General features: G+C 65.1%; 11 protein-coding genes. 3 read left to right on the forward strand and 8 right to left on the reverse strand.

All coding sequences use genetic code 11. From position 1 onward, the window contains the following. The 8 genes from ABYB95_RS09405 to ABYB95_RS09440 all read right to left on the reverse strand — a co-directional run. On the reverse strand, nucleotides 1-751 hold a 751-nt coding region (locus ABYB95_RS09405), incomplete at its 3' end, for a DUF993 family protein (RefSeq protein ID WP_372658211.1). A 139-nt stretch (nucleotides 752-890) separates the two neighbouring features. After that, nucleotides 891-2,054, reverse strand: coding sequence for a Gfo/Idh/MocA family protein (locus ABYB95_RS09410; protein WP_372658212.1), 1,164 nt, complete (start codon nucleotides 2,052-2,054; stop codon nucleotides 891-893). Nucleotides 2,055-2,095: 41 nt separating this feature from the next. Continuing rightward, nucleotides 2,096-3,457, reverse strand: a complete 1,362-nt coding sequence (locus ABYB95_RS09415; protein ID WP_372658213.1) for a hypothetical protein — start codon at nucleotides 3,455-3,457, stop codon at nucleotides 2,096-2,098. Further along, on the reverse strand, nucleotides 3,454-4,284 hold the full coding sequence (locus ABYB95_RS09420) for a sugar phosphate isomerase/epimerase family protein (protein ID WP_372658215.1): 831 nt from the start codon (nucleotides 4,282-4,284) through the stop codon (nucleotides 3,454-3,456). Before ABYB95_RS09420 ends, ABYB95_RS09415 begins: the two co-directional genes overlap by 4 nt. Continuing rightward, the gene (locus ABYB95_RS09425) at nucleotides 4,281-5,780 is read right to left on the reverse strand and encodes a tripartite tricarboxylate transporter permease (RefSeq protein ID WP_372658216.1); all 1,500 of its coding nucleotides are present in this window, start codon (nucleotides 5,778-5,780) and stop codon (nucleotides 4,281-4,283) included. Before ABYB95_RS09425 ends, ABYB95_RS09420 begins: the two co-directional genes overlap by 4 nt. A 21-nt stretch (nucleotides 5,781-5,801) precedes the next feature. Continuing rightward, nucleotides 5,802-6,290 (reverse strand): tripartite tricarboxylate transporter TctB family protein, encoded by a 489-nt coding sequence (locus tag ABYB95_RS09430; protein WP_372658217.1) that lies wholly within the window; start codon nucleotides 6,288-6,290, stop codon nucleotides 5,802-5,804. A 29-nt stretch (nucleotides 6,291-6,319) separates the two neighbouring features. Beyond that, nucleotides 6,320-7,324, reverse strand: a complete 1,005-nt coding sequence (locus ABYB95_RS09435) for a Bug family tripartite tricarboxylate transporter substrate binding protein (RefSeq protein WP_372658218.1) — start codon at nucleotides 7,322-7,324, stop codon at nucleotides 6,320-6,322. An 80-nt stretch (nucleotides 7,325-7,404) separates the two neighbouring features. Continuing rightward, a complete protein-coding gene (locus ABYB95_RS09440) occupies nucleotides 7,405-8,055 on the reverse strand; it encodes a TetR/AcrR family transcriptional regulator (protein ID WP_372658219.1) in 651 nt (216 codons plus the stop codon). Between the two features lie 39 nt (nucleotides 8,056-8,094). Here ABYB95_RS09440 and ABYB95_RS09445 point away from each other — a divergent pair, with 39 nt between their 5' ends. The 3 genes from ABYB95_RS09445 to ABYB95_RS09455 all read left to right on the forward strand — a co-directional run. Then, nucleotides 8,095-9,801, forward strand: coding sequence for a thiamine pyrophosphate-binding protein (locus ABYB95_RS09445; RefSeq protein WP_372658220.1), 1,707 nt, complete (start codon nucleotides 8,095-8,097; stop codon nucleotides 9,799-9,801). 133 nt (nucleotides 9,802-9,934) lie between these two features. Next, on the forward strand, nucleotides 9,935-10,636 hold the full coding sequence (locus tag ABYB95_RS09450) for a helix-turn-helix transcriptional regulator (RefSeq protein WP_372658221.1): 702 nt from the start codon (nucleotides 9,935-9,937) through the stop codon (nucleotides 10,634-10,636). Between the two features lie 6 nt (nucleotides 10,637-10,642). Then, nucleotides 10,643-11,099: Crp/Fnr family transcriptional regulator (locus ABYB95_RS09455; RefSeq protein WP_372658222.1), on the forward strand; the 457-nt coding region annotated here is incomplete at its 3' end.

Raw genomic sequence — 11,099 nt, forward strand, 5'->3', positions numbered from 1 at the left:
GCAGGCGCCGGCGCATGGCGATTTCCTTGTCTTTGTCCAGCAGGGAAACCTTGATGCCGTCCACTTTGTCCGGGTGCGCTGCGAACACCGCAAGCGCCGTGTCCATGGCCTTGTCCAGGTCGTCGCTGCCCCAGTAGCCTTTGAGCTCCGGGTCGAACATGTCGCCCAGCCAATGCAGCACCACGGGCTGCTTGGCCTGGCTCAGGATGCGGTCGTACACGCGTGCGTAGTCGTCCGGGCCTTTTGCCACGCGCGCCAGTGCGCGGCTCGCCATGACGATGAGCCGGCCACCGAGCTTTTCGATGGCAGTCATCTGCTCTTCGTAGCCTGCGATGACCTCGTCGACCGTCTTCACCTTGTCCAGCACCAGGTGGTCGGTGCCACAGCCCGATGCCACCAGGGCGCTGCCGCCCTGGGCTTCGAAGTCCTGCGCGGCGTCCAGCGAGCGGCGGATGAGTTCCAGCGACGTGGGCCAGTCCATGCCCATGCCGCGTTGCGCCGTGTCCATGGCTTCGGCCACACCCAGGCCCAGCGACCACAGGTGCTGCCGGTAGGCGATGGTGGTGTCCCAGTCCACAGCGGTTTGCAGCCAGGGGTCGATGGCGGCCAGCGGGTTGGCCACGACGTGGGCGGCGGAGTAGGCGATGCGGTTGAACTTCACGCTCGCGGCGGGCTTCGCCATGGCGGTGCCGCGCAGCGTGTAGGCCTCAACCTGGCCTGAGGTGTTCGGTAGTTTGAGAGAAAGGGTCATGTGAGATCTCCAGAGCGCGACGTGCGAGCGGGTCGGGTCAAAAGACACCGCGGAAACCGCCCTTCAACAAGTTCAGGACGGGCCGCAGGTGTTGCCCCCTGGAGGGGGTCGCGCGAAGCGCGGCGGGGGTGTTTCCGTTTCAGACCTTCAGCGCCGGCACGTCGACCCAGCGCCGTTCCTTCCAGCTCTCCAGCGCGGCTTCCACCAGCTGCACGCCTTTGGCGCCTTCGGGCAAGGTCCAGCGGTAGGGCTCGTTTTCCACCACGTGGCGGATGAAGTGCTCCCACTGGATCTTGAAGCCGTTGTCGTAGACCTGGGTGTCCGGCACCTCCTGCCACTGGTCGAAGAAGTTCATGGTCTGTTTCTCGTCCGGGTTCCAGATCGGGCGCGGCGTGGCCACACGGCTTTGCGCGCGGCAGCTCGACAGGCCGGCCACGGCCGAGCCGTGGGTGCCGTCCACATGGAAAGTCACCAGGTCGTCGCGGCGCACGCGCGTGGCCCACGACATGTTCATTTGTGCGATCACCGGTTCGCCGTTGTGCCCAATCAGTTCGGCGGTGGCGTAGGCGGCATCGTCGGCGGTGCATTCGTAAGGCTGGCCGGCTTCGTCCCAACGCTGCGGCACGTGGGTCACACCCGTGCAGGACACCGATTGCACTTCGCCGAACAGGTTGTCGAGCACATAGCGCCAGTGGCACATCATGTCCAGGATCATGCCGCCGCCGTCTTCCTTGCGGTAGTTCCAGCTCGGGCGCTGGATCGGTTGCAGGTCGCCTTCAAACACCCAGTAGCCGAACTCCAGACGCACGCTGAGCATGCGCCCAAAGAAGCCGGCGCGGCGCAGCATGTCGAGCTTGCGCAGGCCGGGCAGAAAGAGTTTGTCTTGCACCGCACCGTGCTTGAGCCCGGATTTTTCGGCCAGGCGGGCGATTTCCACCGCTTCGTTCAGGTTGGTCGCAATCGGTTTTTCGCAGTACACGTGCTTGCCGGCACGAATCGCCTTGGCCAGCAGGGTGGGGCGCATTTGCGTGGTTCCAGCGTCGAAGAAGATGGTGTCTTCGGGGTTGGCCAGCGCGGCGTCGAGATCGGTGCCCCAGCGCGCGATGTTGTGCGCTTTGGCCAGGGCTTCCATCTTTTCGGCGTTGCGCCCGATCAGGATCGGGTCGGGCATCACCGTGTCGCCGTTGGCGAGCTTCACGCCGCCTTGGTTGCGAATGGCAACGATGGAGCGGATCAGGTGCTGGTTCATGCCCATGCGGCCGGTGACGCCGTGCATGATGAGGCCGAGTCGTTGTTGTGACATGTTGGTCCTTTTCAGAGAGCGGGAAGAAATTCGGGAGAGGTTCAGGAAATGGCCTGCAGGCTGTCCCAATGCGGGAACGTGGTGCTTGCAAAACCGGGTACATGCAGCGAGCGCAGGTCGAGCTGCCCTGCGCGGATGCTCAGGTGTGGTCGCCCGAGCGCTGTGTCGTAAAAGCCGGGGTGGGCCGCCGCGAAGGCTTGCGCCTCTGCTTGCGGCGCCACACCAAAACCATCCACGTAGTGGTGGCCGTTGCGTTCGATGTGGGTCACGCCCAGGCTGGCGGCCAGCAGTGTGTCTTGTTGCACCGCCAACCCGGCCTGGCAGGTCAGGTCTTCGCCCGAGAGCACAAGACGATCGGGCTCCTGTGCCACGCGCACGGCGTTGTGCAGCGAGCGGTAGATGCCTTTGCAGGCCTTGCTGGAAATGCCGCGATAGCCCAGCGCCAAGCCACGCTCCAGCACATCGTCGCGGTCATCGGATTCGTCCAGGATCACCGGCACCGGCAGTTTGAGTGCGCTGATCGATTGCTCCAGTGCGACGCGCCGGGCGATGGGTTGCTCCAGCAACAAGGTGCGTTGCAACAGGCCACGGGCCGCGGGCGCCTGGCTCAAGGCACGCCAGAACCCGCCCAGACTGCCGGCGTCGACAAAGGTTTCGTTGCCATCCAGGGTGACGCGGTAGTCGCCCGCTTGCGCGTCGAGCACGGTGGCGATGCGCGAGAGGTGTTCCAGGTCGGCGTCGATCTGACCGCTCAGTTTGAGTTTGAAGTGCGTCAGGCCGTAGCGCCGTATCGCGGCCTCCAGGGTCGAAGGAAGCCCGTCGTCCGGTTGCGGACCGGCCTCGTCGTCGGTCAGGCGGTCGGCCAGGCCCACGGTGTGGCGCAACCGCACATGGTCCGGGCGCACCAGTTGCAGCTGCGCGCTCCAGGGGTCGCCCAGCGCGCCAGCGCGCAGGCCGTCCACCCAGGAGAGTCCGGCTGCGCGCAGGGCCGCATCGGCCACGGCCTTGTCGAGCAGCGCCGGGCCGAACTGCGCGGCCAGGCGCGGCAGGCCGCGCGCCAGCGACACGGTGGTGGCGGTTTCACCGGCGGCTTGTGCATGCGCGTGCGGGCTCAGCAGGTCCGGGCTGGCCAGCAGGGCATCGCGTGCGTTGCGCAGCGATTCGCGCAGCTGTTCGAAATTCTGTTCGTGGGTCAGTGCGGGCGACTTGTCGAACCACTTGGGCACCATCAGCTCGGCGCTTGCGCCTTCGATCCGCTTGCCCCCCACCTCGGCGCGCACCCGCACGAAGGCTTGTGGGCATTGGGTCACGGTGGCGGCACCAAAACGGAAGGGCAGGCGCAGGGTGACGTGGCGCTGGAACAGCTGCACCTCGCGGATGCGCAAATTCACCGCGCCGCTCATGGCAGAGCCCGCCAGAGTTTGCGCATGTGCTGGGCCGATGCCTGGGCGCAGCCTGGGCCATCGGGCACGTATTCAAACGGTTCCACCGCCACCCATCCGTCGTAATGCATGTCTTTGAGCACTTGCAGCACCGGGCCTTGGTCGGTCTCGCCCTGGCCTGGGCCGCGGCGGTTTTTGTCGTTGACCTGTACGTGCGCGATGTGGCCGCTGGCCAGGAACTGGCGCAGCACTTCGTGCACCGGCGCGCTTTCGCTGTGCGAGGCGGCGCTCACGTCGAGCATGGTGCGGATCGCGGGCGAGCCGATGCGGTCCACCAGCGCGGCGGCTTGGGCCACGGTGTTGATCACCGGGGTTTCAAATGGGCCGAGCGGTTCGAGGCAGTAGACGACCCCGGCGGCGGCGGCATGGGGCGCGAGTTCGGCCAGCGCTGCTTCCAGCCGCGCGGAGGCGTCGGCCACGCTTTGTCCTGGCGCTGGCGAACGCTGCCGAGGCGAGCCGTGCACCAGCACGCCTGCTTCACAGGCGCCAGCGAAGTCGATCAGACGGCGCAGCAGATCGAGCGTGCGGCGGCGCAGCGCGGCATCGTCCGTCACCAGCGACAGGCCTTCGGGTTGCACCAGCAGCCAGTGCAGGCTGGAGATGCGCAAACCCTGGGCCAGCGCGGTGGCGCGCAGCTCGCGTGCGGCGGTGGCGTCGAGCGCGAACGGGTCGTCCGCCAGTGTGAAGGGTGCGACCTCCAGTGCGTCGTAGCCCATGCGCGCAGCGGCTTCGCACTGCTCGGTCAGGGGCATGGGCCGCAAGACCTCGTTGCACAGCGCGAGCTTCATGTTGTGGCCTCGCGTCTGACAGGGCGCAGGTACAGGTTCCAGAGTTTCCAGCCCACGGTGGCAAAGATCATCGCGGCCACCGTGCCGGCGATCGGGCGTGTGAAGAAGGGCGAAAGATCGCCATCGGAGAGGATCAGCGCGCGGCGCAGGTTCTTCTCCAGCAGGTCGCCCAGCACGATACCCAAGACCAGCGGCGCCATGGGGTAGCCGAAATGGCGCAAGAAGAAGCCGATCAGGCCAAAGGCCAGCATCACGTACACATCGAACAAGCGCCCGGCGATGGCAAAGCTGCCGACCGAGCACAGCACGAAGATGATCGGCACGATGAGGTGCTGCGGCACGCGCAGCACCTGGACCAGCGCCTTGGTGAGCACCAGGCCATAGATCAGGATGCCGATGGTGGCGAACAGCATCATGGCCACCACGTCGTACACGAAAGACGGGTTCTCCACCATGATCAGCGGACCCGGCTTGATGCCGTGGATGATCATGGCCGCCATGAGCACAGCCGCCGGTGCCGAGCCTGGAATCGCCAGTGTGAGCACCGGGATCATGGCGCCGGGGACGCAGGCGCTGTCGCCGGTTTCGGCGGCCATCAGACCCTCGACCGAGCCTTTGCCGAACAGCTCTTTTTCTTTGCTCCCGCGCTTGGCCGCAGCATAGGACGACCAGGCCGCCACGTCTTCGCCCACGCCCGGCACAATGCCCACGCCGGTGCCGATCAGGCCCGAACGGATGATGGTGCGCCAGTATTTCAACACGTCGCGCAGCTTGGGGATCACGGTGTCGACGGCGCTGATTTTCACCGGCATCTGGCGCTGGCGCATGGCGGTGAGCAGTTCGGCGAAGCCGAAGGCGCCGACCAGTGCCGGCACCAGCTGGATGCCGCCGGCCAGATCGCGCACGCCCCAGGCAAAGCGTTCGAAGCCGTACTGCGGCTCCTGGCCGATGGTGGCGATGAACAGGCCCGCGATGCCGGCGATCCAGCCCTTGAGCGGATCGTCGCCGGTGAGCGTGCCGGCGATGACGACGCCGAACAGCGCGAGCCAGAAAAATTCGTAGGCGCCGAACTTCAGCGCCAACCCACCCAGGATGGGGGTGAACGCGGCGAGGAAGAACATGCCGATGAAGGTGCCCATGACCGAACCGGTGGTGGCAATGCCCATGGCACGGCCCGCCATGCCCTGGCGGGCCAATTGGTAGCCGTCGAGACACGAGGCCGCAGAGGCCGGTGTGCCCGGGATGTTGAGCAGGATGGCCGAGCGCGAGCCGCCATAGATCGAGCCCACGTAGGTGCAAATCAGGATCAGCAAGGCCTGGCTGGGCTGCAGCTTGAGCGTGAGCGTCGTCATGAGCGCCAGCGCCATCGTGGCGGTGAGGCCGGGCAGGGCGCCCATGATCACGCCGACCAGGGAGGCCAGCAACGCGTAGGCAATCGTCTCGGGGGTCCCGAAGCGGACGATGGATTCGCCGAAAAGAAAAAGTCCGTCAAACATGGGGGGTGAACTCGGGCTGACTCATGGAAGGCGGACCAGGAACACGTACTGGAACACGAGGGTGACCACGGCGGACGTCAGAATGCCGGCCGCGATGGACACCGCCAGGCGGCGGGTGCGTGCCGTGTCCTCGGGGCTGAACTGCCACACGAAGCAAGCCACGAAAACGGCCGTCACCAGCCAGAACGGCGCACGTCCGATCAGCAAGCCGGCGTACACCAAGGTGAGCAGCAAGGTGGTGCCGATGCGGCGGTTGATCAGTGGCTCGGCGGCCTCGTGGTCCCGCTGCGCCAGGCCTCGTTGCCAGCCGCGCAGCATCAGCACCAGCCCGAGCAGCGTGACCACGCCACCGAGCATGCCGGGCACAAAACCCGGCATGGTGTACAGCTCTGCGCCCATGGATTCGAAGCGCTCCATGCGCCACGATTCCGCCAAGATCAACAGGCCAAAGCCTGCCCATCCCGCTCCGCCCCAGAGGTCGGAGCGGGCGGATTTTCCGCCTTCGGTCATGGTGTGTGTTCCGTCGTCTGGCGTGGCGCTCAGGGCTTGGGAATGCCCACGGTGTCGGGCGACACCTTGGCCTTGCCGGCGGCTTGCTGCGTCCATGCGTAGGACTGGATCGCCGGGAACACGGCCTTCTGCGCTTCGTCACCGGCCATCGGCGCGAACATGGCGCCACGCGCTTGTGCGTATTTCTTCAGCGCCTCGCTCTTGACCATCTCGGTGGTCCAGATTTTGTTGAGTGTGGCGGCCACTTCGGGCGGTGCGGCTTTGGGCACGAAGATGCCGAAGTAGTTGATCGGGTCTTTGAAGCCCGGGATGAACTGCGACAGCGGTGGAATGACGCCAACACCTTCGATTTCGATCGACTTGTCACCCACCACCGCCAACGGACGGATTTTCTTGGCGCGGATCATGTCGGTCTGTTCCGCCGCGAGCTGCGTCGTGACCTGGGTTTCACCGGAGGCGGCTGCGACGGCGGCAGGCGCACCGCCGTCGTAGGTCACGTGCTTGTAGGTCACGCCCGCGGCGCGTGCGATCGACTCGATGGCCGAGTGGCCGCTGGAATTGACGCCAGCCGTGGCCACCGAGATCGCGCCTGGGTTGGCCTTCATCGCGGCCAGCAACTCGGGCATGGTCTTGTAGGGCGTGTCGGCGTTGACGCCGACCACGGCGATGTGGGCCACGTTCAGGTACAGGTTCCAGTCGCTGGCCGAGGTGTCGAGCATGCCCAGCACCTTGTAGGTGCCCAGGTCCTTGGCACCACCGGCGGTCCAGGTGTAGCCGTCGGCTGGTGCGGCCATGGCGTTCTTGGTGCCCACCGAGCCCGAGGCACCGGGCTGGTTCATGATGACGATTTTCTGGCCGAGGTGCTTCTCCAGCTCGGCTGCGGTAACGCGCGAAACCTGGTCGGTGGAGCCGCCTGGCGCCCACGGCACGATCAGGGTGATGGGGCGGTCGGGCTTCCACTGGGCCATGGCGCTGACCGAGGCTGCCGCGAGCACGGCGGTGACGAGAAGGTGGCGAGCGGGAACGGTTTTCATCAATTGTCTCCAGTGGGTTGTAATTAACTGATTGGTTAATAATAAGAATCACCCGCCCCCGCGTCAAGCAACAAAACCGTTCAGTTCATCAGTACATACCCTAGGATGACTTCGCTCATGTGCGACAGCCGCTCGCTGTGCGCTTTGGGGGTCATCAGGTCGCGCCCGAAGATGGCCGACAAGGTGTGGCTGTTGGAGAGGTAGAAGTAGGACAGGCCTGCGATCGACACATAGAGCTGCAGTGGATCGATGCCGCCGCGGAAACTGCCGTCGGCGCGCCCGCGCTCCAGAATTTCGCCCAGGGTGGCGATCAGCGGCGAGTTCATTTCCCGCGCCCGCTGCGACTCGGCCAGGTGCCTCGCCTTGTGCAGGTTGGCGCTGTTCAGCAGAGTGAGGAACTCGGGGTGGTCGAGGTAGTAGTTCCAGGTGAACTCCACCAGGCGGCGCAGGGCGGTGGCGGGCGGAAGACCCAGCAGGTTGAGTTTTCGCTCCTCTTCGCGAATGTGCAGGTAGACTTGTTCCAGCACCGCCTGGAACAGGGTGTCTTTGTCGGAAAAGTAGTAATAGATCAAGCGCTTGTTCAGGCCGGCGCGGGCCGCGATGCGGTCCACCCGCGCACCGCCCAGGCCGTGCTCGGAAAACTCGTCGCGGGCTGCGAGCAAGATGGTGTTTTGCGAACGGTCGGCGTCCCGCAGACGCTCTTCTGGTATCGGTGTGGATGTTGTGCTCATAGCGCAATAATTCACCAACTAGTTAATAAAGTCAATCCCATGCCCCAGCTTGCCGGCCACCTGTTAGTCGAATGCCTGATCGCCCAAGGCGTGACCCACGCTTTTGGTGTGCCGGGCGAAAGTTACCTGGCGGTGCTGGATGGGTTTCATGCCCACGCCGACCGCATCCGTTTCGTGATCAACCGGCAAGAGGGCGGGGCGGCTTTCATGGCCGAGGCGCAGGGCAAACTGACCGGGCGCCCCGGTGTGTGTTTTGTGACGCGTGGTCCGGGCGCCACCAACGCCTCCATTGGCGTGCACACCGCGTTTCAGGACTCTACCCCCATGGTGTTGTTTGTGGGCGATGTGGCCAGCGAGGCGCGCGACCGCGAAGCGTTCCAGGAGGTGGATTTTTCCAGCTTCTTCGGCCCCAGTACCAAGGGCATGGCCAAACGGGTGGAGCGCATCGACGATGCGCGGCGCATTCCCGAATACGTGGCGCGCGCTTTCGCCACCGCCATGAATGGCCGCCCCGGGCCGGTGGTGCTGGTCTTGCCGGAAGACATGCTGACCCAGGTGGTGGATACCGTGCCACTGCCCCGGGTCGAGCCGGTGCAAGCCTGGAGCGATCCAGGCGCCTTGCGGGATTTGCGCCAACTGCTATTGCAGGCGCAACGCCCCCTGGTGATCGCCGGCGGAGGAGGCTGGACCGCTCAGGCGGCGGCGGCCCTGCAACGCTTTGCCGAGAGCTGGCAGTTGCCCGTGAGCAATGCGTTTCGCTTCCAGGACACCTTCGACAACCACCACCCGCTGTATGCGGGCGATGTGGGACTGGGCATCAACCCGGCGCTGGCGGCACGCATCCGCCAGAGCGATTTGCTGATTGCGATCGGGCCGCGCCTGGGCGAGGCCACCAACCCGGGCTACGAGCTGATCGAAGCGCCAGTGCCCCAGCAGAAATTGGTGCATATCCACGCCAGTGCCGAAGAACTGCACCGCGTGTACCAGCCGACGCTGGCGATCTGCGCCACCATGAACGCGGCCGCGCGCAGCCTGGAGGTATTGGCCGCACCGACCGCCGTTGCCTGGAGTCAGTGGACGCAAGACTGCCATGCCGATTACCTGGCCAATACCGATACGGCCAACGGCGGCATCGAGTTGCCCGGCGGCATCGACATGCCGGTGGTCATGCAGTTGCTGCAACAGCATTTGCCGGCGGACGCTGTGCTCACCAACGGCGCGGGCAATTTCGCCTCGTGGTTGCACCGCTTTTACCGCTACACCGGCTTGGCCAGCGGCTTGAAAACCCAGCTCGCGCCCACCAACGGCGCCATGGGCTATGGCGTGCCGGCCGGGGTTGCGGCGTCCATCCTCACCGGGCGCACCGTGTTCACCGTCGCTGGCGATGGTGACTTCCTCATGAACGGGCAAGAACTGGCCACCGCCGTGCAACATGGGGCCAAAAGCATCATCTTGCTGCTCAACAACGGCAGCTACGGCACCATACGCATGCACCAGGAACGCGAGTTCCCCGAGCATGTCAGCGGCTCCAGCTTGAACAACCCCGACTTTTGCGCCCTGGCCAAGGCTTATGGCTACGCAGCCGAGCGCATTGCAAGCACGGCCGAATTCGAGCCCGCGCTGCTGCGCGCGTTGGCCGCGCCCGGTGGTACCCTGATCGAAGTGACGCTGGATCTCGAGGTGATCACCACCCGGGCCACACTCTCCGCGATCCGGCAGCAGGCGCTGAAGTCGTTCGCCGCCTGAGCCAAAAGGCCGGTCCACATGGCGGCGAAGGCGCTCCACCGCATGTAAATAGATCACAGGATTCGTGGCACCTGTATACAGCCGCTGTAACCCGAACTGCCTAGACTGATCCCATCCCAACCAGGAGATCAGCATGATGCAACCGGCCCACTCAACTGCATGGAACGACAGTCCGTTCAGCACCAGCACCACCACCGCCGTGCTGGACGTACCCACTTCGGCCCACATCCTGCGGGTGCTGGACGAGATCGATTACGGCATGCTGGTGCTCGATGCGCAGGGCCAGATCCTGCACCTGAACCACCTGGCCCGCCACGAACTGGCTAGCGGCCGGGTGCTGGTCTCGCATGGCAATACCTTGATGGGGCGCACCACCGCGTATTCCGGGCAGATCCAGCAGGCGCTGGATCTGTGTTGCAGAGGCCAGCGCAAGCTTTTGATGCTGGGCTCGTCGGACCGCGAGTTGCCCATGGCTTTCATACCCTTGAGTCATCCGCTGGAAACCGATTCCCCCACGGTGCTGGTGCTGCTCTCGCGGCAACGTGCCAGCGACAACCTGGCCGTGGGCATGTTTGCCCGCGCGAAATGCCTCAGTCCCAGCGAAGAAGCGGTGCTCATGGGCTTGTGCCGCGGCTTGTCCATTCCCGACATCGCCACCGAGCATGGCGTGGCGCAATCCACTGTGCGCAGCCAGATCAAGGCGCTGCGCGAAAAAACCGGCTGCTCCAGCATCCGCCGCCTGCTGGAGCGCGTGCACAGCCTGCCACCCATGGTCCCGGCCTTGCGCGTGATCACCCCCTTGGCGCACAATCCCACGGAGTATGTACACCCGTGAATTTGGATGCCTGCGCGAAAACACCTGACAGACCAACCCCATCCCCATCACATCGAAGCACTCGCGGCGCTGGGTGTTCCGCGCCGTTACCGTCGCGGCACACTGTTGATACAGGAAGGTGAAAGCGGCGACACCCTCTACATCGTCTTGCAGGGACGCCTGCGCGCTTTTTTGACCGACGAGAACGGCAAGGAACTGACGCTGGGCAGTTATGGCCCGCTGGAGTACGTGGGCGAAATGTCGCTCGACGGTGGGCCGCGTTCGGCGCATGTGGAAGCGGTCGAGGCCAGTACTTGCAGCGTCGTTGGGCGCGAAACCCTGCTGGCCTACATCGCTGAACAACCCGAATTCGCGCTGGAATTGCTGGCCCGAGTGATCCGCAGGGCACGCCTGGCCACCGAAAGTGCCCGCAACGTGGCGCTGATCGATGTGTACGGCCGCCTGGTGTTGTTGCTCAACCGGA

This window comes from Hydrogenophaga sp. (assembly GCF_041633695.1).
Taxonomy (GTDB): domain Bacteria; phylum Pseudomonadota; class Gammaproteobacteria; order Burkholderiales; family Burkholderiaceae_C; genus Hydrogenophaga.

Excerpts from the sequence above, each read along its gene's own strand:
- ABYB95_RS09410 (WP_372658212.1), bottom strand. The coding sequence starts at position 2,054 with ATGTCACAACAACGACTCGGCCTCATCATGCACGGCGTCACCGGCCGC.
- ABYB95_RS09415 (WP_372658213.1), bottom strand. The coding sequence starts at position 3,457 with ATGAGCGGCGCGGTGAATTTGCGCATCCGCGAGGTGCAGCTGTTCCAG.
- ABYB95_RS09420 (WP_372658215.1), bottom strand. The coding sequence starts at position 4,284 with ATGAAGCTCGCGCTGTGCAACGAGGTCTTGCGGCCCATGCCCCTGACC.
- ABYB95_RS09425 (WP_372658216.1), bottom strand. The coding sequence starts at position 5,780 with ATGTTTGACGGACTTTTTCTTTTCGGCGAATCCATCGTCCGCTTCGGG.
- ABYB95_RS09430 (WP_372658217.1), bottom strand. The coding sequence starts at position 6,290 with ATGACCGAAGGCGGAAAATCCGCCCGCTCCGACCTCTGGGGCGGAGCG.
- ABYB95_RS09435 (WP_372658218.1), bottom strand. The coding sequence starts at position 7,324 with ATGAAAACCGTTCCCGCTCGCCACCTTCTCGTCACCGCCGTGCTCGCG.
- ABYB95_RS09440 (WP_372658219.1), bottom strand. The coding sequence starts at position 8,055 with ATGAGCACAACATCCACACCGATACCAGAAGAGCGTCTGCGGGACGCC.
- ABYB95_RS09445 (WP_372658220.1), top strand. The coding sequence starts at position 8,095 with ATGCCCCAGCTTGCCGGCCACCTGTTAGTCGAATGCCTGATCGCCCAA.
- ABYB95_RS09450 (WP_372658221.1), top strand. The coding sequence starts at position 9,935 with ATGATGCAACCGGCCCACTCAACTGCATGGAACGACAGTCCGTTCAGC.